This window comes from Pantoea alhagi (assembly GCF_002101395.1).
Lineage (GTDB): Bacteria > Pseudomonadota > Gammaproteobacteria > Enterobacterales > Enterobacteriaceae > Mixta > Mixta alhagi.
On record NZ_CP019706.1, the window covers coordinates 3,015,793 to 3,039,016 of the forward strand.

Here is a 23,224-nt window from a genome sequence, read left to right on the forward strand (position 1 = left end):
TCCGTTTAGTGAACTGAAGGTCATCATAAAACGAATGATTGATGGCATAATCTCCACAAAGCAGAATGAGATGGTGGGAAATATTCAACAATGAAACGTCCTTCCTGGAACGAACTGCTGGCTGTGAAAATCATTGCCGAGCAGCGCAGTTTTAGTCGCGCTGCTGACGTGCTCGGGCTTAAACGCTCATCGCTTAGCCATACTGTCAAAGGACTGGAAGCGACACTTGGCGTACAGCTATTCCTTCGCACAACGCGCAGCGTTGCGCTAACCGAAGCGGGTGAAATGCTGATTGCGCGCCTGTCACCCTTGCTGGCGGAGATGGATGAACTGCTGAATGACGTCACCGCCAGCGCTCAGCAGCCTTACGGCTTGTTGCGCATCAGTGCCAGCGATGCAGCGATCAGTCTTCTGCTGGAAACGGTATTGCCGACATTTATTCAGCAAAAGCCGGGGATAGAAATTGATTTAGTCGCACAGGGCCAATTGGTGGATATCGTGGCGCAAGGGTTTGATGCGGGCATCCGGCTGATTGAAGATGTGCCTAAAGACATGATTGCAATTCCTCTGAGCGGACCGCTGCGCTTTGTTACGGTGGCATCGCCCGCTTACCTGGCAGGACGGCCAAAAATCCAGCATCCTCAGGATATTATGCAACATACCTGTCTGCGTCAGCGCTTACCAGGCGGCAAACGCTATCACTGGGAATATCAGCAGCATGAGCAGCAGTTTGAGCTGGATGTGCCGGGCAGCCTGACTCTCGATAGCAGCGCTTTAATGGTGGAAGCGGCTGTAGCCGGATTAGGCGTGGCATATGTGCCGGAGCGCTACGCTCAGCCGTGGCTGAAGACACAGCGGCTGGTTACATTGTTGGACGACTGGACGATTGCCTCGCAGGGCATCGCGCTCTACTTTCCGCAAAATCGCCATATGCCTGTCGCATTGCGGCTGTTTGTCGACACGGTAAAAGCAGCGCCGCGCGCCTGAGAGTGGCCGATGACAATGCACCTGTTTCTCTGTGCTCAGAGAGACACTATTGAACACCGTATGATTCAGCCGCGATGATAAGGGTTATACCGAAGATGGATACCGCTACTGTCTGGCGATGTACTGGAGGCCCTGATGAAAAAGGGCGGCCTGCGCCGCCCCTGGTTTTATGCCAACAGATGCTGCGCATGAAAGCGCAGGTGATCCTCAACAAACGAGGAAATAAAGAAATAGCTGTGGTCGTAACCCGGCTGAATACGCAGCGTCAGCGGCCAGCCTTTCTGCTGCGCAATCGCCTCCAGCTGCTCGGGCTGTAGCTGATCGGCCAGGAACTGATCGCTGTCGCCCTGATCGATTAGCAACGGCAGCGGCTGCTGCGCCTGCTGCATTAGCCAGCAGCTGTCATATTGCCGCCATTGCTCACGATCTTCGCCTAAGTAGGCGTTAAAGGCTTTCTGGCCCCACGGCACCGAACAGGGATTAACGATCGGGGAGAACGCAGAAGCAGAGGCAAATTTTTGCGGATTACGCAGCGCCAGCATCAGCGCGCCGTGACCGCCCATCGAATGCCCCATCACCGCCTGACGATCGCTTACCTTAAAGCTTGCGGCAATCAACGCCGGCAGCTCCTCGTTAATGTAATCGTACATATGAAAATTCTGCCGCCAGGGTTCCTGCGTTGCATTCAAATAGAAACCCGCACCCTGTCCCAGGTCATAGGCTGCATCGTTCGGCACCTCATCACCACGTGGGCTGGTATCGGGCATCACCAGCACCAGGCCCAGCTCCGCCGCCACACGCTGCGCGCCTGACTTCACGGAAAAGTTTTCATCAGTGCAGGTCAGGCCCGCCAGGCACCAGACCACCGGCGGCGGCGCATCGCCCTGCGGACCTGGCAGAAAAATGCCGAAGGTCATGTTGCAGCCCAGCACCGACGAGTGGTGCCGCCAGCGCTGCTGCCAGCCGCCAAACAGGCGATGTTCTTCCAGTAATTCCAGCGTCGTTGGCATGATGGCTCCCGTTTATTTACTGAAATGCACCACGGAGCGGATCGATTTGCCTTCATGCATCAGCTCGAACGCTTCATTGATCTCCTCCAGCGGCATGGTGTGGGTAATAAAATCGTTTAGCTGGAATTTACCGTCAAGGTAATCCTGCACGATACCCGGCAGCTGCGAACGACCTTTTACGCCGCCAAAGGCGGAGCCGCGCCAGACGCGTCCGGTCACCAGCTGGAAAGGACGGGTAGAGATCTCTTCGCCCGCGCCCGCAACGCCGATAATTACCGACTCGCCCCAGCCTTTATGGCAGCACTCCAGCGCTGAACGCATTACGTTAACGTTACCGATACATTCGAACGAGTAATCTACGCCGCCGTCAGTCATCTCAACGATCACTTCCTGAATCGGCTTATCGTAATCTTTCGGGTTAACCAGATCGGTGGCACCCAGCTTGCGTGCCAGATCGAATTTGCTGGTATTGATGTCGATGCCGATAATACGGCCCGCTTTCGCCATCTTCGCACCGATGATCGCCGACAGGCCAATGCCGCCCAGGCCGAAAATGGCAACAGTGTCGCCTTCTTTGACTTTGGCGGTGTTCATTACCGCACCCATACCGGTAGTGACGCCGCAGCCCAGCAGACAGACTTCTTCCAGCGGCGCTTCTTTGCTGATTTTAGCCAGCGAGATTTCCGGCACAACGGTGTATTCAGAGAAGGTGGAGGTGCCCATATAGTGGAAAATCGGCTTGCCGTCTTTAAAGAAACGGGTGGTGCCGTCCGGCATCAGGCCTTTACCCTGGGTGGTACGAATCGCCTGGCAGAGGTTAGTTTTGCCTGACAGGCAGAACTTACATTTGCCGCATTCCGGCGTGTAGAGCGGGATCACGTGATCGCCTACTTCAACGCTGGTGACGCCTTCGCCTACCGCTTCCACAATACCGCCGCCTTCGTGGCCGAGGATCGCCGGGAATACGCCTTCAGGATCCTTGCCCGACAGGGTGTAAGCATCGGTATGACAAACGCCGGTGGCGACAATACGCACCAGGACTTCACCTTTCTGCGGCGGCATTAAATCCACTTCTTCAATTTTCAGCGGTTCGCCTGCGGCCCAGGCAACGGCGGCACGGGTTTTAATCATTTTCATTTATCAGCTCCAAAGGATGTATCAGTTCATCATTAACGGGTTTGTCGTCAAACTGTTCAATAATCAGGTACTTCAGCGCTTCCACATTTGGGGTAAACGCATCACGCCGCCAGATTAGCCAGGTAGCGGTATCAGAAAACTTAGGCGGCAATACATGCGCCTGAACCCGCTCGCGGGCGGGCATCTGCGCCAGCACCGACTGCGGGATCAGCGCCACGCCAGCACCGCTGGCAACGCAGGCCATCATGGCGTGATAGGACTGGATCTCCATAACATTATGCGGTTGCACGCCATCTTCGCGAAACCACTCTTCCAGCCGCAGACGATAGGAACAACTGCTGCGAAAGGCGAAAACCGTATCGCCGCTGGCGTCCACCGCGCTGCGGATCGGCCCATGGCCAGCGCTGGAAATCAGTATCATCTGTTCACGAAAGGCAATGCAGCCGTTCAGCTCTTCATAATTCACCGGCCCGTCAACCAGGGCCGCCGCAAGGGTTCCTTCGCGCACGCGATCGATAATCTCGCCAGAAGTGCCGGTGATCAGCGAAAGCGCCACTGCCGGATAACGCTGATGATAAGCCGCCAGCAGGTTCGGCAGGCGCGTGGCGGCAGTGCTCTCCATTGAACCAAGGGCGAAGTTACCCCCCGGCTCGCCGGTGCGCGCCATGCTCAGCGCCTCTTCACTCAGCGTCAGAATTTTTTGGGCGTAGCTCAGGAAATTATGGCCCATCGGCGACAAACGCAGGCGTTGTTTTTCACGAATAAACAGGTCAACGCCGATCTCCTGCTCAAGCTGACGCAGGCGCGTGGTCAGGTTAGAGGGTACACGATGCAGCTGTTCAGCGGCCCGCGCCACCGAACCGGTTTCTGCAACCAGGCAGAACATACGTAACTGGACTAAATCCATCTGTTCTCTTACCGTAATCAACTTGGTTATAAATATTCACTTTTCGTGAGTTTAAACGTCGCGCATCATGGACGCAACCGTTGATTAAAAAAGATGATATGGCTTATGCAGAATCGGGGCGCTCAGTCAGGGGCAGGGCGCATTGCGCTCAGTGCGCTGCTGTCGTTGGTGGTGGCGATGGGCATCGGGCGTTTTGCTTTTACGCCGCAGGTGCCGCTGATGATCGCCGGGCATCAGCTAACGTTAACCAGCGCCAGTGTGGTGGCGGCGCTTAACTATCTGGGCTATCTCTGTGGCTCCTTTGATGCGATGCGCGCCCGTCAGCGCGTGGAGTGGCGACTGCAGGCGGGCGTCTGGGGCGCGGTGGTGCTGACGCTGCTTTCTGCATGGCTGAACGATCCCTGGCTACATGGCGCCCTGCGTTTTCTTATCGGCTGGGCCAGCGGCTGGGCGATGGTGCTGGTAGCGGCATGGTGCGGCGAGCAGTTGCAAAAGCGGGGCAGACCGGCGCTGCTGGCGATGGTTTTTGCCGGACCGGGTATCGGTATTTTCCTTAGCGGCATGCTGGCAGTGCTGTTGAATCACTATCATCTTTCGGCGGCTGGTGCATGGCTGGCCTACGGCACGTTGGCCCTACTGCTGATTGCGCCGATTGCGATCAACCTGCCGCGTCGGGGCGAGCTGCACCGGCCGGAAACGGCCCCCGCGCCGCTGGTACTGAACGGCAACCTTAAGCGGCTGCTCTGGAGCTACAGCCTGGCAGGCTTCGGCTATATCCTGCCTGCCACCTTTCTCTCCCAGCTGGCAGTTACTCGTTTCCCACACAGTCTGTTCGCCCAGTTTGTCTGGCCGATTTTTGGCGGGGCAGCAGTGGCAGGTATTGTGCTTGGCATTGTGACCCGACAATTGGCTGGCGCCCATACCCGACTGGCGATAGCGCTATGGGCACAGGCGCTGGGAGTGTTTATCGGCGGACTGATGCCGGGCATCGGCGGTTTGCTGCTGGGCGCGCTGCTGACGGGCGGCGGTTTTCTTTGCGTGGTGCAGCTTACGCTGCAGTATGGCCGCGAGCTGGCTCCGCAGCATGCGCGCTATCTGGCAGGATTGCTGACCACCGGCTACGCCATTGGCCAGCTGGCCGGGCCGATGCTCTCCTCGCTTTCCAGCCTGTTTCTGCATCGCCTCGATCCCGCGTTATATGTTGCTGGCGCGGCGCTGCTGGTGGCCGGCGCTCTGGTGTGGCGACGCGCTGCATGAAGCAATTTCAGTCGTGATTACGTGTATTCACTGGATAAACCGGGCGGAGTGCTTCAGAATACGCCCTCAGATTATTACCCCGATAACGACCACGCTGGCGATTATCGGCTGTTACACCTGCTGGAGAAACATCACATGGCGACGTTAAGTCATGAAGCTGCTCTGGTTCACGACGCGCTGGTCGCGCGTGGACTGGAAACCCCGTTACGTGCGCCCGTACGTGAAATGGATGACGAAACGCGTAAGCGGCTGATTGCCGGGCATATGACTGAAATCATGCAGCTGCTCAATCTTGATTTAGAAGATGACAGCCTGATGGAAACCCCACACCGCATCGCTAAGATGTATGTTAATGAAATTTTCTCTGGTCTGGATTACGCCAATTTTCCCAAAATCACCCTTATTGAAAACAAAATGAAGGTGGATGAGATGGTGACCGTGCGGGACATTACCCTGACCAGCACCTGTGAACATCATTTTGTGATTATTGATGGTCAGGCGACCGTTGCCTATATTCCCAAAGATAAGGTGATTGGTCTGTCAAAAATCAACCGCATCGTTCAGTTCTTTGCCCAGCGTCCGCAGGTCCAGGAACGTTTGACGCAGCAGGTACTGATTGCGTTGCAGACGCTGCTCGGCACCAATAACGTAGCGGTATCGATTGACGCGGTGCACTACTGCGTTAAGGCGCGCGGCATTCGCGATGCCAACAGTGCCACCACCACGACATCGCTGGGCGGCCTGTTCAAGTCCAGTCAGAACACGCGCCAGGAATTTTTACGTGCGGTGCGTCATAACTAATCTCCTCTGACGGCAGAGGGAAGCGCAGCAGGAACCGGCATGCAACGAAATATCACGCTGGATTTTATTCGTGGTCTCGCCATTCTCGGTATCCTGCTGCTGAATATCAGCGGCTTCGGCCTGCCTTCCGCCGCTTACCTGAACCCTGCCTGGCACGGTCAGCCCTCTCTGAGCGATGCGCTTAGCTGGGCGGCGCTCGATCTGCTGGCGCAAAGTAAATTCCTTACGCTGTTTGCCCTGTTGTTCGGCGCGGGCCTGCAAATGCTATTGCCGCGCGGTAAACGCTGGCTTCAGGCACGCTTAAGCTGGCTGGTGATCTTCGGGTTTATTCACGCTCTTTTCCTCTGGGAAGGGGATATTCTTCTCGCCTACGGCATTATCGGCCTGATTGCCTGGCGAATGATCCGCGATGTTCCTTCCACGCGCTCGTTGTTCAACACCGGCGTAATGCTCTATCTGGTCGGCGTTGGCGTACTGCTGCTGTTTGGCCTGATTTCCTCGCCGGAACCGGCGCGTTCCTGGCTGCCCGGTGCGGCGGATATACAGTATGAAGCTTTCTGGAAGCTAAACGGCGGCTGGAACGCAGTGCAAAACCGCCTCGATCATCTCTCATCCATGCTGCTGGCGCTGGGCGCGCAGTATGGCTGGCAGCTGGCAGGGCTGATGATGATCGGCGGTGCGCTGATGCGCAATGGCTGGTTTCAGGGAGCGTTTAGTCGTCGTCACTATCGCCGCACGGCAGCGATCTTGTTGAGCCTCGGCTGGCTGATTCAACTGCCGGCGACGCTGTTACAGTGGCAGCTGGACTGGGCGTTTCGCTGGTCAGCGTTTTACCTGCAGGCGCCGCGCGACCTGGCCGCGCCCCTGATTAGCCTTGGCTATGCAGCACTTTGCTTCGGCTTTTGGCCTCAGCTGGCCAGGTTGAAAATTACCCAGCCAATCTGCTGCGTAGGCCGGATGGCGTTAACTAACTATCTGCTGCAAACCCTGATTTGTACCACGCTGTTCTACCATCTGGGCCTGTTTATGCACTTCGACCGCCTGCAGCTGTTGATGCTGGTGCCGCTGGTCTGGCTGGCAAATCTGCTGCTTTCCTCGCTGTGGCTGCGCCGGTTTCGTCAGGGACCGCTGGAGTGGCTGTGGCGTAAGCTTACCGCGCTGGCAGCGGGTAAGCCACTGAACAGCGCACGCCCCGGACAATGACGCCTGTCACAATTGTTACAAAATTGTATGTAACCGTTTTCATGAGTGTGACCTGTTTCACGTAGCCCGTCGCGGTTGCCTGCCAGAATAGTCGCCAGCAATCCCAGTTGGCAGGTACATCATGCAGCATATCTTCCTTATTTCAGGTCACTCATCATGATAACTATTCGTGATGTCGCGCGTCTGGCGGGCGTCTCCGTCGCAACAGTCTCGCGCGTGCTGAATAACAGCAGTGCGGTAACAGCTGAAACCCGTGACGCTGTGCAGCAGGCGGTGGATACCCTGGGCTATCGGCCAAATGCGAATGCGCAGGCGCTGGCCACGCAGGTTAGCGATACCATCGGCGTGGTGGTGATGGATGTTTCCGATCCCTTTTTCGGCGCGCTGGTAAAAGCAGTGGATAGCGTGGCGCAGCGGGTACAAAAACATGTCCTCATCAGCAACTCCTGGCATCAGGAACAGGAAGAGCGCCACGCCATTGAAGTCTTAATCCGTCAACGCTGCAACGCGCTGGTGGTGCATTCCAAATCCCTTTCCGATGCCGAGCTGGGCAACTTTATGGATCAGGTGCCAGGCATGGTGCTGGTCAACCGTATCGTGCCCGGCTATGAATATCGCTGCGTCGGGCTGGATAACGTTAGCGGGGCGCTCATGGCGACGCGTATGCTATTGCAGCAGGGCCATACGCGCATTGGCTATCTCGGCTCCAGCCATGCGATTGAGGATGAGGAACAGCGTCGGGCGGGCTGGCTGCAGGCGCTGCACGAGCAGGGCATTACGCCGCCGGACGTCTGGATCGGCAGCGGCGAGCCGGACATGCAGGGCGGGGAGGCGGCCATGGTTGAGCTGCTGGGGCGCAATGTGCAGCTTACGGCGCTATTTACCTATAACGACAGCATGGCTACCGGCGCGCTGACCGCGTTAAAAGATAACGGTATTCTGGTGCCGCAGCATATCTCTGTTATCGGCTTCGATGATATTCCGGTGTCACGCTATACCGATCCGCAGCTGACCACTATCCGTTATCCCATTGTTTCTATGGCAAAAATGGCCACAGAGCTGGCATTAAAAGGCGCAGTTGGCGAGCTGGATACCAGCGCCCGGCACTTTTTTATGCCAACGCTGGTGCGGCGTCATTCGGTGGCCGCCCGACAAAATGTGGGGCCGGTCACTCTTTCAAACGATTCCGCCATGTAACCGTTTTCAATCTGTGAGTAAATTCACAGTTAATTAACATATGCCTCTCTATGATAGCAGCGACTTAACGGCGATGAAACATCATGTAACGGTTTTAGCCTGCAGGCTGAATTGTTCTACAGCGCGCCGCGCAACAGTTTGGCATTACTTTCCAGGAAGCGTTACCGATTAAGGAAGTCAGGTTTTGTGTCAGCAATCCATCGGCTTTGCGTAACGTTTAGTTAACTACCCGCCCAGGCCGATTTTTTCACTAAGTATCCGCACACCTTCATCTGCTGGATGGAGGGTTTGGATGTAGAACGACCCCTGTAAAAACCGGAGATACTAATATTATGAATAAGAAGGTTTTCACCCTCACAGCCCTGGTTGCCAGCATGATGTTTGGTGCAACGGCGCACGCAGCAGATACCCGTATTGGCGTGACCATCTATAAATATGACGATAACTTTATGTCGATGGTGCGTAAGGATCTGGAAAAAGATGCGCAGGCTGCCGGTGGCGTTCAGCTGCTGATGAATGACTCGCAGAATGACCAGTCAAAACAGAATGACCAGATTGACGTTCTGCTGGCAAAAGGGGTTAAAGCGCTGGCAATCAACCTGGTTGACCCGGCTGCGGCAGGCGTGGTGATTGATAAAGCGCGCAGCAACGACGTACCGGTGGTGTTCTTTAACAAAGAACCAAGCGCCAAAGTGCTGGCTGGCTATGACAAAGCGTATTATGTCGGCACCGATTCTAAAGAGTCTGGCGTGATCCAGGGGCAGCTGATTGAGAAGCACTGGAAAGCGACTCCGGCATGGGATCTGAATAAAGATGGTCAGATTCAGTTCGTGCTGCTGAAAGGCGAACCGGGCCACCCGGATGCGGAAGCACGTACCAAATACGTGATCGAGACGCTGAATAAAGACGGTATCAAAACGCAGCAGCTGGCGATGGATACCGCGATGTGGGACACCGCTCAGGCAAAAGACAAAGTTGACGCCTGGCTCTCTGGCCCTAACGCCAATAAAATCGAAGTGGTGATCGCTAACAACGATGCGATGGCGATGGGCGCGGTGGAAGCGCTGAAGGCGCACAATAAATCTTCCATTCCGGTATTTGGCGTCGATGCGCTGCCGGAAGCGCTGGCAATGGTGAAATCGGGTGCAATGGCCGGTACGGTGCTGAACGACGGCGCCAACCAGGCGAAAGCCACCTTTGAACTGGCGAAAAATCTGGCGGCTGGCAAACCGGCTGCTGAAGGCACCAACTTTAAGCTGGAAAATAAAATTGTACGTATCCCTTACGTTGCGGTAGATAAAGAAAACCTTGCTCAATTCAGTAAATAAACGAAGTCGGGCACAGCGATAGCTGTGCCCTTTTTTGCCAGACGCAGATACATTTAGCCAGGTAAATTATGGCCAGTGAAAAAACAGCACAGCATGAATATTTGCTGGAGATGACTAATGTCAATAAGTCATTTCCCGGCGTAAAGGCTTTAGATAATGTTAATCTAAAAGTCCGGCCGCATTCCGTTCACGCGCTGATGGGGGAGAATGGCGCGGGTAAATCGACCTTATTAAAATGCCTGTTTGGTATTTACAGTAAGGACAGCGGCAGCATTATTTTTCAGGGTAAAGAGGTTAATTTCCAGAGCGCGAAAGAGGCGCTGGAAAATGGCGTATCCATGGTGCATCAGGAATTAAACCTGGTGCTGCAGCGTTCGGTAATGGACAACATGTGGCTGGGTCGTTATCCGCGCAAAGGCATATTTGTCGATCACGATAAAATGTATCGTGATACCAAAGCCATTTTTGATGAGCTGGATATTGATATCGATCCGCGCGACAAAGTGGCGCTGCTTTCCGTTTCGCAAATGCAGATGGTGGAAATTGCCAAAGCATTTTCCTATGACGCTAAAATTGTGATTATGGATGAGCCAACCTCTTCTCTGACTGAGAAAGAAGTTAATCATCTGTTTACCATTATTCGTAAGCTAAAAGATCGCGGCTGCGGCATTGTTTATATCTCGCATAAGATGGAAGAGATATTTCAGCTGTGCGATGAAATTACCATTCTGCGCGACGGTCAGTGGATCAGTACTCAGCCGCTGGAAGGGCTGGATATGGATAAGATCATCGCCATGATGGTAGGACGCTCTCTGAATCAGCGTTTCCCCGATAAAACCAACGTGCCGGGCGAAGTGATTCTGGAAGTGCGCAACCTGACCTCGCTGCGTCAGCCTTCGATCCGTGATGTTTCCTTCGACCTGCATAAAGGGGAGATCCTTGGTATTGCCGGTCTGGTGGGCGCCAAGCGTACCGATATCGTAGAAACGCTGTTTGGCATTCGCGAAAAGTCGGGCGGCACCATTAAGCTGCACGGCAAGGCGATCAATAATCACAGTGCCAATGAGGCGATTAACCACGGCTTTGCGCTGGTTACCGAAGAGCGTCGATCCACCGGGATTTACGCCTACCTGGATATTGGCTTTAACTCATTAATTTCTAATATTCGTCAGTATAAAAACCGCTTCGGCCTGCTGGATAACAGCCGCATGAAAAGCGATACCCAGTGGGTAATTGATTCCATGCGGGTAAAAACGCCGGGACATCATACCTCGATAGGCTCGCTTTCCGGTGGTAACCAGCAGAAAGTGATTATTGGCCGCTGGCTGCTTACCCAGCCGGAAATATTAATGCTGGATGAGCCAACGCGCGGCATAGACGTTGGCGCAAAGTTTGAAATTTATCAGCTTATTTCCGAGCTGGCAAAGAAAGATAAAGGCATCATTATTATCTCTTCAGAAATGCCGGAGCTGTTGGGAATTACTGACCGGATCCTGGTAATGAGTAACGGTCTCGTTGCCGGTATTGTCGAAACCAAAAACACCACGCAGAACGAAATATTACGTTTAGCGTCGTTACACCTTTAATGATGTAAGGGCTGTTACCATGAAAGCTACAACTAAAAAGAATGCGCTAACCTGGTTAAAAGAGGGCGGCATTTATGTGGTATTGCTGGTGCTGCTGGCAATTATTATCTTCCAGGATCCCACTTTCCTTAGCTTAATGAACCTGAGTAATATTCTGACTCAATCTTCGGTGCGTATTATTATCGCGCTGGGTGTGGCTGGATTGATTGTTACCCAGGGTACTGACCTTTCCGCCGGACGACAGGTTGGGCTGGCGGCGGTGGTAGCGGCAACGCTGCTACAGTCGATGGAAAACGCTAATAAAGTGTTTCCTGACATGGCTACCTTACCGATCCCGCTGGTGATTCTGGTGGTTTGTGTGGTGGGCGGCCTGATTGGTCTGGTTAACGGCGTTATTATCGCCTATCTGAAGGTGACGCCGTTTATCACCACGCTGGGTACCATGATTATCGTCTACGGCATTAACTCGCTCTATTACGATTACGTGGGCGCTTCACCGATTGCCGGGTTTGACGCGGGCTTCTCCACCTTTACCCAGGGCTTCCTGCGTTTTGGCGATTTTAAACTCTCCTACATCACGTTCTACGCCATTATCGCTATCGTGTTTGTCTGGATCCTGTGGAACAAAACGCGCTTCGGCAAAAATATTTTTGCTATTGGTGGTAACCCGGAAGCGGCGCGCGTGTCAGGCGTTAACGTTCCGCTTAACCTGATCCTGATTTACGCACTGTCCGGCGTGTTTTATGCCTTCGGCGGGCTGCTGGAAGCGGGCCGTATCGGCAGCGCCACCAACAACCTCGGCTTTATGTATGAGCTGGATGCCATCGCCGCGTGCGTGGTGGGCGGCGTCTCCTTTGCTGGTGGCGTCGGTACCGTAGCGGGCGTGGTGACCGGGGTACTGATTTTTACCGTTATCAACTACGGTCTGACCTATATCGGCGTTAACCCTTACTGGCAGTACATTATCAAGGGCGGCATTATCATTTTCGCCGTGGCGCTCGATTCTCTGAAATATTCGCGCAAAAAATAAGCATTAAGGCGGCGGTGAAAACCGCCGTCTGTGATGTTATAGGTTAATTTTATTCACCTGATACCCTGTTTATCGTTATTGGTAATCAGCGGAATACAGGCAGCTGGCTTTGTTTAAACATCCTCTGGCTCAGGGGAAAGATAAGTAATAAGCATTGATGTGATTAAATAAAGCGCATTAAAACGGCGATGTTTTAATTTAATTAAATAATTAAAGCCACGCTGGAAACAATTTGTATATTTTTAGTGAGAGTAAGTTTTTATTCCGTTTGCCAGAATAGGCGGCACATACTTGTGCTACGGTACTCCCCCTAAATGAAGTGGTTCACAAAAAGCGCGGTTTTGTTTTCATGCAAAACGTCTCTCGCCGCGTTTCTGGCTTTATCGATTGCGCTTCTCCTTAACTTTGAAAAACCTGCCTGGGCAGTCACAACGGTTTTTGTTACTTCGCAGTTATATGCCGCTTCCACACTGTCAAAATCGGTGTTTCGCCTGTTGGGAACGCTGCTTGGCGGTTTCTTTATTTTATTGATTTATCCCGAAACGGTGCAGTCACCGCTGTTTTTCAGCTTTAGCGTCTCGTTATGGGTGTCAGTTTGTCTCTATCTGTCGCTGAAAGAGCGTACGCCTAAAAGCTATATTTTTATGCTGGCCGGATACAGCGCAGCTATCATGGGATTCCCTGATGTCAGCTCGCCTTATGCCATTACCGGGACGGTGATTTCGCGCCTTGAAGAGATTACATTGGGTATCGTCTGTAGCTCGCTGATTCACCGACTGATACTGCCTGTTCCCATGCATCATCTGTTAAGCCAGAGCGTAAACAACTGGTATAAAACGGCACAGAAACTCTGTAATGATTTAATTACCCATACCTCAGGACGCCGTTCGCCTGAACGGGAAGATATCCTGATTGGCATGGCGAACTATCCACTAAATGTTGAAACGCTTCTTACCCACTGTATCTATGACGGCGAGGCCGCGCGCAACGTGATCAGGCTGGTCAGCGTACAGTACAAGCATTTAACCTGGCTGTTGCCAACGCTGACCGCGATTGAAACCCGGCTCACGCTGCTGGCCGAACTGAAAATCCCGTTTCCGCCGTGCGTGACGCATGTTTTTCAACATTTCCTCTTATGGCTGAATTTTGACGTTTCCCGCAATACGGTCTTGATGCAGTATCGGCTCACGGAATGCCAGTCTTCTCTTCAACAGGCGTGGCGCGAAGGAAACATCAGCACGGAGGAGGTTTTACTTTTCACTGGACTACTGGAGCGGCTGGGGAATTTTGTCCGTATTGACGACGCCTGGCATAATGTGACCGCCCGTGCAGCGGATCTCTACAGCAGCAGCGATGCCGTTTTGTCTAAGAGCAGCGCGAATATGCGGCATACCGACCAGGGTCTGTTGCTGCTTTCGGCCGTCACCGCATTTATGGCGACCTTCCTTTCCTCGCTGTTCTGGATAGGCAGCGGCTGGGCTGACGGAGCGAATGCGCCGCTGATGGCAGCAATCACCAGCTCTTTTTTTGCCAGCATCGATTCTCCGGTCACGCCCATGCGGCTGTTTATTAAAGGGGTGGTGATTGCGCTGCTGATCAGCCTGTTTTATATCGCGGTGCTGATACCGCAGGCCAATACGCTACAGGCGCTGATCATCTGCCTGTTTCCCGGGTTGTTCGTGCTGGGTCTGGTACTGGCGCGGCCTGCTACCAATTTGATAGGGCTGAGCGTGGCCATTCAGCTGCCCGGCTTTATTGGGCTTAGCCATCACTATGTACCCAATTTGATTGTGACGCTGAATGCCGGTATTTCTACTCTGACCGGCATCATCATTGCCGTGGCGCTTTGCGCCATTATCAGAAACAGGCGGCCTTCCTGGATTGCCCGCCGCGCGTTTTCCATGGGAATAAGAGATCTGCTGGGGTTCATTAAGGCGGTGGAAAGGAACTCTTCTTCTCTGCTGATGCGTCAGCATTTTATTATCCGCATGCTCGACCGGGTCAATATCATTCTGCCGCGCAAACGGCTCGATCCGGATGCTGAGCTGAGTGCGGCGGGCGATCTGATCGCTGAAACCTGGATTGGCGCTAACTGCTATGACTTTTACGCGCGTTATCACACGGAGCTGCAACAGCATCAGATTGACAGCGGCCAGATGTTTCACGAGCTGAGCCTCTATCTGCGGCGCAAAATGAAGGTGTTACAGACCCAGCCGCATCAGGATTTACTGGATGAACTGAATCAGTTACTGAAAAAGCTGGAGACGCTTTCGCTTACCTGCCCGGCTACCTTTGCGGCCATGGTGCACTTGTTCAATATCCGCGTCTCGCTTTATCCGCAGCAGCGCTGGCTCTGAGTTTCATTCGCTGCCCGTCAGCAAGGCAATGTTATAAGAGGCGACAGAGAAGCCGCTACTTCTTCTGTCGTTTTTGCTCCAGCTCCAGCAGCTGTTCCGGCGTCACCGCCGGATAGCTCTGCGCATCCTGTGGCACTTCATGCACTGCCGGGATTGAGACCAGCGGGCCAAGGAAACGCGGCTCCCGCTTCATAATATAAAGATCGGCCAGCGCGCCAAGGCGGGCGGCCACTTCACGCACACGAACCGTTAACATATTTTTCGGCGAGGGCACCGCGTAGCACTGCGCCTGGATGCCCATATGCAGCGCGATAAACAGCGCGCGTTCGCAGTGGAAGCGCTGGGTAATAATAATAAAATCGTTGGTATCAAACACTTTGCGGGTGCGCACAATCGAATCGAGAGTACGAAATCCGGCATAATCCAGTACGATATCGCCAGGATTGACGCCAGCGGCGATCAGATCGCGACGCATGGTCATCGGCTCGTTGTAGCTCTGCTGCGCATTATCGCCGCTAAGCAGCAGATAGTTAACTTTGCCGCTGTTATAGGCATTGATTGCGCCCCGGATGCGGTAGTAGTAGTACTGATTCTGTACGCCGGTACGATAATATTTGGCGGTGCCCAGCACCACGCCCACCTGACGATGCGGCAACGAAGTCAGATCTTCATAAATCCACGGGGCCGTTTTCCATGCAATCCAGCGATCGAGGCCGAGCGCGGTCAGGATCATCAACAGCAGGATGATAATCAGACCATATGTCATGCGTTTCAACATGTTCGGCATTGCTCAGGATGGGGCGGAAAGAATGTCTCAAGGCTACTTGAGGCGTTAACATGAAGCAAGCGCGCGCCGGTCGGGCGCGGCTTTTTTAAACAATCTCCGCCGTTACACGGGCGGTGAGGGCGTCGCTTAAATCGAGGTGCGACGGTAGTTACGATACTGCGGCATCCAGAAATTATTGGCAATCGCCCGGGAAAGCACATCTTCCGAGGTGACAACCGCCACGCCCGCCAGCTGCGCCGCCTTGCCCACCGCCATCGCGATCACTTTTGATACGCCCTGAATATCTTTGATTTCCGGCAGCACCGGCCCTTCGCCTTCATTTACCAGCGGCGAGCAGTCTGCCAGCGCGCGGCTGGCCGCCATCAGCATGCTGTCGGTTACGCGCGTTGCGCCGGAGGCGATCACGCCCAGACCTATGCCCGGAAAAATATAGGAGTTATTGCACTGGGCAATAGGATAGGTTTTGCCCTGCCAGGTTACCGGCGCAAACGGACTGCCGGTCGCAACCAGCGCCGCGCCATCGGTCCAGCTGAGCAGGTCGGCTGGCGTGGCTTCTACCCGGGAGGTTGGGTTAGAAAGCGGCATCACGATCGGACGCGCGCAATGTTTATGCATCTCGCGGATAATTTCTTCGCTGAACAGACCCGGCTGGCCCGATACGCCAATCAAAATATCGGGTTTGGCATTGCGCACCACATCCATCAGCGAGATGGCGTCGCTGGGCAGATTCCAGTCGTTAAGGTTTTCGCTTTTCTGTACCAGCTTGCTCTGGAAGCTGAGCAGGTTAGGCAGCTTATCGGTCAGCAGACCAAAGCGGTCCACCATAAAGACTTTGGCGCGCGCTTCTTCATCGCTCAAACCTTCCGATTTCATCTGGGCGATAATCTGTTCGGCGATGCCGCAACCTGCGGAACCCGCGCCGAGGAATACCACGTTTTGATCGCGCAGGCGATTGCCTGCGGCACGGCTGGCGGCGATCAGTGTGCCAAGCGTTACTGCGGCGGTGCCCTGAATATCATCGTTGAAACAGCAAAGCTGATCGCGATAGCGCTCCAGCAATGGCATCGCGTTCTTCTGGGCGAAATCTTCAAACTGCAGCAGCACGTTCGGCCAGCGGCTGCGCACCGCCTGAATAAACTCATCGACAAAGCGGTCATACTCTTCGCCAGTAATACGCGGATGACGCCAGCCCATATAGAGCGGATCGTTCAGCAACTGCTGATTATTGGTGCCGACATCCAGCACCACCGGCAGGGTGTAAGCCGGACTGATGCCGCCGCAGGCGGTATAGAGCGACAGTTTACCGATCGGAATGCCCATGCCGCCGATGCCCTGATCGCCAAGGCCGAGAATACGTTCGCCGTCGGTGACCACGATCACCTTCACATTCTGTTTGGTGGCGTTCTGCAGCATATCTTCAATGCTGGCGCGATTGGGGTAGGAGATAAACAGCCCGCGTGCGCGACGGTAGATCTCGGAGAAATGCTCGCAGGCAGCCCCTACCGTCGGGGTATAAATAATCGGCATCATCTCTTCCAGATGATTGTCGAGCAGGCGATAGAACAGCGTTTCGTTAGTGTCCTGAATGTTGCGCAGGTAGACGTGCTTATCGTTATTGTTTTTAAAATCCTGAAACTGACGCCAGGCACGCTCCGCCTGTTCCTCAATGGTTTCCACTGTTTCCGGCAGCAGGCCGTTAAGGTTAAAGTCGTTACGCTCTTCAATAGTAAAGGCGCTGCCTTTGTTGAGGAGTGGAAATTCCAGCAGAATGGGACCAGCGTAGGGAATATAAAGCGGACGTTTACTCTCGTAATCGAGTTCCATGCAGTGTTTGCTCCGGTTACAGGCACGTTCTCTTTGGGGAAGTGGCCCGTGTTTTATCACGATAAGGGGTGCCACGATCCTAAGAAAATTCTCGCAGAAGTACAGCTTTTGTTAACTTTCGATAACAAAAGCTGACACTTTGCGCCAGGCGTTACGCTTTTTTTAGCGTAACGGTATGAAGCGTACCGCAGCCCAGCGCCTGAAGGGTGGCGGCGGTCGCAGGCTGCTGCTGCAATTGCGCATCGGGCAATTCTGCCAGTACGGCGCGGGCGATCTGCTGGCAGCTTTCGCCATGCATGTTCAGCAGGATCAGCGCCGCCTGTAGCGGAGGCAGGCTGGGGTTAAAGGCCGCATTTTCAATATATCCGCCGTGATAAATTGCGCCGCTGGCGCTTTCCAGCGCAATGCCGCTATGCGCCTGGCTGTAGGGAGCATGGCTGCGGTTGGCCGCCGCGATAGCCGCCTGAGCCAGCGCATCTCCTGTGGGCGCATAGCCGTGATCAACCTCATCCATTACCAGGGTGGAAATATGCAGGTCTCGTGGGCCAAAAGAGTCCGGCAGATAGTCGCCCAGCGTTGCCACCGGGCGGCCAGGTAAACTGATACGCAGCGCCGTGCCGCTGTTCAGTTCGTTCATAAACTGGCGGCAGTGACCGCAGGGCGTGTAGTTGACCGTAATGGTTTGCAGGCCGCTTTCGCCACGTAGCCAGGCGTGGGTCACCGCGCTCTGCTCCGCATGCACGGTCTGCTGCATGGTAGCACCGGTAAATTCCATATTGGCACCGAAATACCAGTGCCCGCTGTTGCCGCGCGCAACGGCACCAACATTAAAGCGCGACAGCGGCGTAACGGCGCAGGCAGCAGCCAGCGGCAGCAGCGCCAGTGCTAAAGCGTCTGCATCCATGCCGCTCTGCTGGCATAAAGAATCGACCTGGTCGGGTGTTAAAAAGGCGGCAAAATCTTCAGCGTCAAGGATGGGAAGAAGGGCGGTCTGAAGTTCAGCCGCTAAGTCGGCAAAGGCCGGACGAAAACGTGGATGCATTGCATGCCTCTTATAAAAGGGATATCCCAAAATTGTAAAGCACCGACAACGGGTTATATGTGATCTGTGTCGCTACGGCAATGCAATGTATGAAATGAAATTACAATTTGCGCGATCTCTCGCAACTTTTAGCCAAAAAGGGCGAGCAACACAGGAAAAAGAAACGGTGCCAGCAACGAGGTAATGATGCCGCAGATCACCAGCGCCAGCGAACTGAATGCCCCTTCCTGATAGTCCATTTCGGCGCAGCGTGCCGTGCCAAGCGCATGCGACGCGTTGCCGATTGCCAGTCCGCGTGAGGCTTTGGTTTTAATTCGCATCAGGTTAAGCAGCATGTGACCAAATACCGCGCCCAGTACGCCCGCAATCAGCACACAGATAGCGCTAATCGCCGGAATGCCATGCAGTGAGGCGGAAACTGCCATCGCAATCGGCGTGGTGACCGATTTCGGCATAATGGTGGCGGCAATTTCCGGCGTTGCGCCAAGCCACAGGGCGATAGCGGTGCCGGAGACCATGGCGGTAATGCTGCCAATAAAACAGACGCCGATAATCGATTTCCAGCGGGCGCGAATTTGATGGATTTGCTCATAGAGCGGCAGGGCCAGCGCGACCACGGAAGGCTGTAACAGACTATTCAGGATCTCGCTGCCCTGGAAGTAGCGCGCGTAGGGCATATTGATCAGCAACAGCAGGGGAATGATCACCGCCATTGAGATCAGCAGCGGATTAAACAGGGAAATTTTTACCCGCGCCGCCAGCCAGCGGGCAGAAAAAAACACCGCCAGCGTCAGCGGCAGCGACCACCACATATCACTCATTTTTATTTTCCCCCACGATGGGCTTGCTGTGCAGGCGATGCGAGCTGTAGCCGACGACCATTAATACCAGCAGGGTGCTGAGCACACAGGAAACCATAATCGGGCCGAACTGGGCGGTGAGGATATCGGTGTAGTTCATCACGCCGACGCTGATCGGTACAAACAGCAGCGCCATGTAACGGATGATCAGATAACAGCCAGGTTTCACCCATTTTACCGGGACGATCTGAAATCCCAGCAGTAAAAAGAGGATCAGCATGCCGATGATACTGCCGGGGATCACGATAGGCAGCAGGGATGAAATACCGATACCGGCATAGAGACAGAGATAAATAATGATGAAGGCGCGCAGATAGCGCCAGCAGGCAGACAGCACAACTGACATGGCAGACTCCTGTGGTTAGCGCTGATAATCATACGCTGAAACCCCTTTTCGTGCTACCGGTCACGTTTATCTGTAAGAGCGATCAAGGAGTAAAGCGGCCTGCGGCATAACATCCGCAGGCCAGGCTGTCAGGGGGCGTCTTTACCATTGGCCGGAGCGCCCGGCGCAGGCACCGGAGCCGGTTTTAACGCTCCCCATCACGGATTATTTATTTTACCGGCATGCCGGGCTGAGCGCCCTCCGCGCCGAGAATAAACAGATCTTTACCACCCGGACCAGCCGACAGCACCATGCCTTCCGATACGCCAAAGCGCATTTTACGCGGTGCCAGGTTAGCCACGATAATGGTATGACGCCCCACCAGCACCGACGGATCCGGGTAAGCGGCGCGAATACCGGAGAAGATCTGGCGCGTTTCACCACCCACATCCAGTTCCAGACGCAGCAGCTTATCGGAACCTTCAACCAGCTCGGCGGTTTTAATCAATGCCACGCGCATATCCACTTTGGCAAAATCGTCGATGGTAATGGTGTCAGCGATGGGATCGTCTGCCAGCGGGCCGGAGACCGTCGGTTTTGCGGCGGCAGCGGCATCTTCTTTCGATGCTTCGATCAGGGCGTTTACCTTCGGCATTTCGATACGGCTGTAAAGGGCTTTAAACGTGGCGACTTCATGATCCAGCAGCGGCGTAGCGATTGCATCCCACTGCAGTTCAGTTTTCAGGAAGCCTTCCGCGCGCTCACTTAACGATGGCAGTACCGGCTTCAGCCAGGTCATCAGCACGCGGAACAGGTTAATGCCCATGGTGCAGATCGCCTGCAGATCGGCATCGCGGCCTTCCTGCTTCGCCACCACCCACGGGGCCTGTTCATCAACATAGCGGTTAGCCACGTCCGCCAGCGCCATGATTTCACGGATCGCACGACCATATTCGCGGCTGAGCCAGGCATCGCCAATGCTGTCAGCGGCATCGGTAAAGGTCTTATACAGCGCCGGATCGGCCAGGTGGTCTGCCAGCTTGCCGCCGAAACGTTTGGCAATAAAGCCGGCGTTGCGTGAAGCCAGGTTAACCACTTTATTGACGATATCGGCATTAACGCGCTGGACGAAATCCTCCAGGTTAAGGTCAATATCATCGATGCGTGAAGAGAGCTTGGCCGCATAGTAATAGCGCAGGCTGTCAGCATCCAGATGCTCAAGCCAGGTGCTGGCCTTGATAAAGGTGCCACGCGATTTAGACATCTTGGCGCCGTTTACCGTCACGTAGCCATGAACAAACAGGTTGTTCGGCTTACGGAAATTGCTGCCTTCCAGCATGGCTGGCCAGAACAGGCTGTGGAAGTAAACAATATCCTTACCGATAAAGTGATACAGCTCGGTAGTGGAGTCTTTCTGCCAGTATTCGTCAAAGTTCAGATCGCCGCGCTTATCGCACAGGTTTTTGAACGAGCCCATATAGCCGATCGGCGCATCCAGCCAGACATAAAAATATTTACCCGGCGCGCCCGGGATCTCAAAGCCGAAATAGGGCGCATCGCGGGAGATATCCCACTGTTGCAGACCCGATTCAAACCACTCCTGCATTTTATTTGCTACCTGCTCCTGCAATGCGCCGGAGCGAGTCCAGGCCTGCAGCATTTCGCTGAAGGAGGGCAGGTCGAAGAAGAAATGCTCAGAATCACGCATCACCGGCGTCGCGCCGGAAACCACCGATTTCGGATCGATCAGCTCGGTCGGGCTATAGGTTGCGCCGCACACTTCGCAGTTATCACCATACTGGTCGGCCGATTTACATTTCGGGCAGGTGCCTTTTACAAAGCGATCCGGCAGAAACATGCCTTTTTCCGGATCGAATAACTGCGAAATAGTACGATTTTTAATAAACCCGTTCTCTTTCAGACGGGTATAAATCAGCTCCGACAGCTCGCGGTTCTCATCGCTGTGCGTGGAGTGATAGTTGTCGTAGCTGATGTTAAAGCCAGCGAAATCTTTCTGATGCGCCTGACTCATCTCAGCAATCATCTGCTCAGGCGTAATTCCCATCTGCTGTGCTTTCAGCATAATCGGGGTGCCGTGCGCGTCGTCGGCACAAATGAACCAAACCTGATTGCCGCGCATTCGCTGGTAACGGACCCAAATATCAGCCTGAATGTGCTCCAGCATATGGCCGAGATGGATAGGGCCATTAGCGTACGGCAGAGCGCACGTTACCATTATTTTTTTCGCGACTTGAGTCATAGCGGGACTTATTTCTTCTGGTTAAAAAGGGCTTTAGATGGTAACCGAAAGCCCGACCTGACGTAAACAAAGGGATTTCGCGCGTTGTCAGGCAAATACGATTTGTACGGGCTTCTGGTATGCTTAGAAACATCAACTTATGCCCGGAAAACGCTGGTTGTCGAAACAGGCGACAAGCCCGGACATAAAACAACCCGAACACAAGGAGAAGGGATGAGTTCACACTCCCAGGGGGCCTTAGCGCCCGACACGCTGCGCGCCATGACCGCAGGCGTATTAAAAACTTTTACCCATCCGACGCTGAAGCATAACCTCACCGCGCTGAAAGCGCTGAACCATGTCGCGTTGATGGACAACAAGCTGCATATTGAAATCAAAATGCCCTTTGCCTGGGGCAGCGGTTTTGAAGCGTTACAGGAGCAAACCAGCGCCGATCTGCTGCGTATTACCGGCGCGCAGGCGATCGACTGGCGTTTGAGCCATGATATCGCCACGCTGAAGCGGGTAAAAAACCAGCCGGGCGTTAATGGTGTGAAGAATATAATTGCCATTAGCTCAGGTAAAGGCGGCGTGGGGAAATCCAGCACCGCAGTAAATATGGCGCTGGCGCTGGCGGCGGAAGGCGCACGCGTCGGTCTTCTGGATGCTGATATTTACGGCCCCTCGGTACCGACCATGCTGGGCACCGAAGATCAGCGTCCTTCTTCACCGGACGGCAAGCATATGGCGCCGATTATGGTGCATGGCCTGGCCACCAACTCAATCGGCTATCTGATTACCGAAGATAATGCGATGGTATGGCGCGGACCGATGGCCAGCAAAGCGCTGATGCAGCTGCTTAATGAAACCCTGTGGCCAGAGCTGGATTACCTTGTGCTGGATATGCCGCCGGGCACTGGCGATATTCAACTGACGCTGGCGCAAAACGTGCCGGTGACCGGCGCAGTAGTGGTAACGACGCCGCAGGATGTGGCGTTGATCGATGCCCGCAAAGGGATTGTGATGTTTGAAAAGGTTGACGTGCCGGTGCTGGGCGTAGTGGAAAATATGAGCATGCATATTTGCAGTAACTGCGGCCATCATGAAGCGATTTTCGGCAGCGGCGGGGCAGAGATGCTGGCGGAAAAATATCATACCCGCCTGCTGGGCCAGCTGCCGCTGCATATTACGCTGCGTGAAGATCTTGATGCCGGTCAGCCCACGGTGATCCGCCGTCCGGAGAGTGAATTTGCCGGGATCTATCGTCAACTGGCGGGCGCGGTGGCGGCTGAGCTTTACTGGCAGGGAGAGGTTATCCCTGGCGACATCGCTTTCCGCGCCCTGTAA

At 54.4% G+C, this 23,224-nt stretch carries 19 protein-coding genes; 10 read left to right on the forward strand and 9 right to left on the reverse strand.

Translation table 11 applies throughout. The features are described from left to right. The first annotated feature begins 90 nt into the window (after window positions 1–90). A complete protein-coding gene (locus B1H58_RS14080) occupies window positions 91–987 on the forward strand; it encodes a LysR family transcriptional regulator (RefSeq protein WP_085071110.1) in 897 nt (298 codons plus the stop codon). 167 nt (window positions 988–1,154) lie between these two features. Here the strand turns inward: B1H58_RS14080 and fghA are convergent, their stop codons facing one another. The 3 genes from fghA to ptrR are packed head-to-tail and all read right to left on the reverse strand — an operon-like array spanning window position 1,155 to window position 4,041. Continuing rightward, window positions 1,155–1,997 carry an S-formylglutathione hydrolase gene (gene fghA, locus B1H58_RS14085; protein WP_085071111.1) on the reverse strand — a complete coding sequence of 281 codons (843 nt, stop codon included), beginning with the start codon at window positions 1,995–1,997 and terminating at the stop codon, window positions 1,155–1,157. A gap of 12 nt (window positions 1,998–2,009) precedes the next feature. Further along, window positions 2,010–3,134 (reverse strand): S-(hydroxymethyl)glutathione dehydrogenase/class III alcohol dehydrogenase, encoded by a 1,125-nt coding sequence (locus B1H58_RS14090; protein WP_085071112.1) that lies wholly within the window; start codon window positions 3,132–3,134, stop codon window positions 2,010–2,012. Then, the gene (gene ptrR, locus B1H58_RS14095) at window positions 3,121–4,041 is read right to left on the reverse strand and encodes a putrescine utilization regulator PtrR (RefSeq protein ID WP_085071113.1); all 921 of its coding nucleotides are present in this window, start codon (window positions 4,039–4,041) and stop codon (window positions 3,121–3,123) included. The genes B1H58_RS14090 and ptrR overlap by 14 nt, the downstream gene beginning before the upstream one ends. 105 nt (window positions 4,042–4,146) lie before the next feature. Here ptrR and B1H58_RS14100 point away from each other — a divergent pair, with 105 nt between their 5' ends. The 8 genes from B1H58_RS14100 (at window position 4,147) to B1H58_RS14135 (ending at window position 14,800) form a co-directional block, all read left to right on the forward strand. Continuing rightward, on the forward strand, window positions 4,147–5,298 hold the full coding sequence (locus B1H58_RS14100; protein ID WP_085071114.1) for a YbfB/YjiJ family MFS transporter: 1,152 nt from the start codon (window positions 4,147–4,149) through the stop codon (window positions 5,296–5,298). A gap of 135 nt (window positions 5,299–5,433) precedes the next feature. Then, a complete protein-coding gene (gene folE, locus B1H58_RS14105) occupies window positions 5,434–6,099 on the forward strand; it encodes a GTP cyclohydrolase I FolE (protein ID WP_085072325.1) in 666 nt (221 codons plus the stop codon). Between the two features lie 39 nt (window positions 6,100–6,138). Beyond that, window positions 6,139–7,302, forward strand: a complete 1,164-nt coding sequence (gene yeiB / locus B1H58_RS14110; RefSeq protein ID WP_085071115.1) for a DUF418 domain-containing protein YeiB — start codon at window positions 6,139–6,141, stop codon at window positions 7,300–7,302. Window positions 7,303–7,458: 156 nt separating this feature from the next. After that, a complete protein-coding gene (gene galS, locus B1H58_RS14115; protein WP_085071116.1) occupies window positions 7,459–8,499 on the forward strand; it encodes an HTH-type transcriptional regulator GalS in 1,041 nt (346 codons plus the stop codon). Between the two features lie 332 nt (window positions 8,500–8,831). Then, window positions 8,832–9,827 (forward strand): galactose/glucose ABC transporter substrate-binding protein MglB, encoded by a 996-nt coding sequence (mglB, locus tag B1H58_RS14120; protein ID WP_085071117.1) that lies wholly within the window; start codon window positions 8,832–8,834, stop codon window positions 9,825–9,827. Between the two features lie 68 nt (window positions 9,828–9,895). Beyond that, window positions 9,896–11,413 (forward strand): galactose/methyl galactoside ABC transporter ATP-binding protein MglA, encoded by a 1,518-nt coding sequence (mglA, locus tag B1H58_RS14125; RefSeq protein WP_085071118.1) that lies wholly within the window; start codon window positions 9,896–9,898, stop codon window positions 11,411–11,413. A 19-nt stretch (window positions 11,414–11,432) separates the two neighbouring features. Then, the gene (gene mglC / locus B1H58_RS14130; protein WP_085071119.1) at window positions 11,433–12,443 is read left to right on the forward strand and encodes a galactose/methyl galactoside ABC transporter permease MglC; all 1,011 of its coding nucleotides are present in this window, start codon (window positions 11,433–11,435) and stop codon (window positions 12,441–12,443) included. Between the two features lie 314 nt (window positions 12,444–12,757). Continuing rightward, window positions 12,758–14,800, forward strand: coding sequence for an FUSC family protein (locus tag B1H58_RS14135; RefSeq protein WP_085071120.1), 2,043 nt, complete (start codon window positions 12,758–12,760; stop codon window positions 14,798–14,800). 55 nt (window positions 14,801–14,855) lie between these two features. Here the strand turns inward: B1H58_RS14135 and sanA are convergent, their stop codons facing one another. The 6 genes from sanA to metG form a co-directional block, all read right to left on the reverse strand. Beyond that, the gene (gene sanA, locus B1H58_RS14140; RefSeq protein ID WP_085071121.1) at window positions 14,856–15,578 is read right to left on the reverse strand and encodes an outer membrane permeability protein SanA; all 723 of its coding nucleotides are present in this window, start codon (window positions 15,576–15,578) and stop codon (window positions 14,856–14,858) included. A 135-nt stretch (window positions 15,579–15,713) separates the two neighbouring features. Further along, window positions 15,714–17,411 (reverse strand): NAD-dependent malic enzyme, encoded by a 1,698-nt coding sequence (locus tag B1H58_RS14145; protein ID WP_085071122.1) that lies wholly within the window; start codon window positions 17,409–17,411, stop codon window positions 15,714–15,716. A 151-nt stretch (window positions 17,412–17,562) separates the two neighbouring features. Next, window positions 17,563–18,453 carry a cytidine deaminase gene (gene cdd / locus B1H58_RS14150; RefSeq protein WP_085071123.1) on the reverse strand — a complete coding sequence of 297 codons (891 nt, stop codon included), beginning with the start codon at window positions 18,451–18,453 and terminating at the stop codon, window positions 17,563–17,565. Window positions 18,454–18,581: 128 nt separating this feature from the next. Continuing rightward, a complete protein-coding gene (locus tag B1H58_RS14155) occupies window positions 18,582–19,274 on the reverse strand; it encodes a CidB/LrgB family autolysis modulator (protein WP_085071124.1) in 693 nt (230 codons plus the stop codon). Continuing rightward, complete coding sequence (locus B1H58_RS14160; protein ID WP_085071125.1) at window positions 19,267–19,659, reverse strand: CidA/LrgA family protein; 393 nt, start codon at window positions 19,657–19,659, stop codon at window positions 19,267–19,269. The genes B1H58_RS14155 and B1H58_RS14160 overlap by 8 nt, the downstream gene beginning before the upstream one ends. 208 nt (window positions 19,660–19,867) lie before the next feature. Next, window positions 19,868–21,898: a methionine--tRNA ligase gene (gene metG / locus B1H58_RS14165; RefSeq protein ID WP_085071126.1), complete on the reverse strand. Its 2,031-nt coding sequence runs from the start codon at window positions 21,896–21,898 to the stop codon at window positions 19,868–19,870. Window positions 21,899–22,111: 213 nt separating this feature from the next. Here metG and apbC point away from each other — a divergent pair, with 213 nt between their 5' ends. After that, window positions 22,112–23,224 (forward strand): iron-sulfur cluster carrier protein ApbC, encoded by a 1,113-nt coding sequence (gene apbC, locus B1H58_RS14170; protein WP_085071127.1) that lies wholly within the window; start codon window positions 22,112–22,114, stop codon window positions 23,222–23,224.

Excerpts from the sequence above, each read along its gene's own strand:
- B1H58_RS14080 (WP_085071110.1), top strand. The coding sequence starts at position 91 with ATGAAACGTCCTTCCTGGAACGAACTGCTGGCTGTGAAAATCATTGCC.
- fghA (WP_085071111.1), bottom strand. The coding sequence starts at position 1,997 with ATGCCAACGACGCTGGAATTACTGGAAGAACATCGCCTGTTTGGCGGC.
- B1H58_RS14090 (WP_085071112.1), bottom strand. The coding sequence starts at position 3,134 with ATGAAAATGATTAAAACCCGTGCCGCCGTTGCCTGGGCCGCAGGCGAA.
- ptrR (WP_085071113.1), bottom strand. The coding sequence starts at position 4,041 with ATGGATTTAGTCCAGTTACGTATGTTCTGCCTGGTTGCAGAAACCGGT.
- B1H58_RS14100 (WP_085071114.1), top strand. The coding sequence starts at position 4,147 with ATGCAGAATCGGGGCGCTCAGTCAGGGGCAGGGCGCATTGCGCTCAGT.
- folE (WP_085072325.1), top strand. The coding sequence starts at position 5,434 with ATGGCGACGTTAAGTCATGAAGCTGCTCTGGTTCACGACGCGCTGGTC.
- yeiB (WP_085071115.1), top strand. The coding sequence starts at position 6,139 with ATGCAACGAAATATCACGCTGGATTTTATTCGTGGTCTCGCCATTCTC.
- galS (WP_085071116.1), top strand. The coding sequence starts at position 7,459 with ATGATAACTATTCGTGATGTCGCGCGTCTGGCGGGCGTCTCCGTCGCA.
- mglB (WP_085071117.1), top strand. The coding sequence starts at position 8,832 with ATGAATAAGAAGGTTTTCACCCTCACAGCCCTGGTTGCCAGCATGATG.
- mglA (WP_085071118.1), top strand. The coding sequence starts at position 9,896 with ATGGCCAGTGAAAAAACAGCACAGCATGAATATTTGCTGGAGATGACT.
- mglC (WP_085071119.1), top strand. The coding sequence starts at position 11,433 with ATGAAAGCTACAACTAAAAAGAATGCGCTAACCTGGTTAAAAGAGGGC.
- B1H58_RS14135 (WP_085071120.1), top strand. The coding sequence starts at position 12,758 with ATGAAGTGGTTCACAAAAAGCGCGGTTTTGTTTTCATGCAAAACGTCT.
- sanA (WP_085071121.1), bottom strand. The coding sequence starts at position 15,578 with ATGTTGAAACGCATGACATATGGTCTGATTATCATCCTGCTGTTGATG.
- B1H58_RS14145 (WP_085071122.1), bottom strand. The coding sequence starts at position 17,411 with ATGGAACTCGATTACGAGAGTAAACGTCCGCTTTATATTCCCTACGCT.
- cdd (WP_085071123.1), bottom strand. The coding sequence starts at position 18,453 with ATGCATCCACGTTTTCGTCCGGCCTTTGCCGACTTAGCGGCTGAACTT.
- B1H58_RS14155 (WP_085071124.1), bottom strand. The coding sequence starts at position 19,274 with ATGAGTGATATGTGGTGGTCGCTGCCGCTGACGCTGGCGGTGTTTTTT.
- B1H58_RS14160 (WP_085071125.1), bottom strand. The coding sequence starts at position 19,659 with ATGTCAGTTGTGCTGTCTGCCTGCTGGCGCTATCTGCGCGCCTTCATC.
- metG (WP_085071126.1), bottom strand. The coding sequence starts at position 21,898 with ATGACTCAAGTCGCGAAAAAAATAATGGTAACGTGCGCTCTGCCGTAC.
- apbC (WP_085071127.1), top strand. The coding sequence starts at position 22,112 with ATGAGTTCACACTCCCAGGGGGCCTTAGCGCCCGACACGCTGCGCGCC.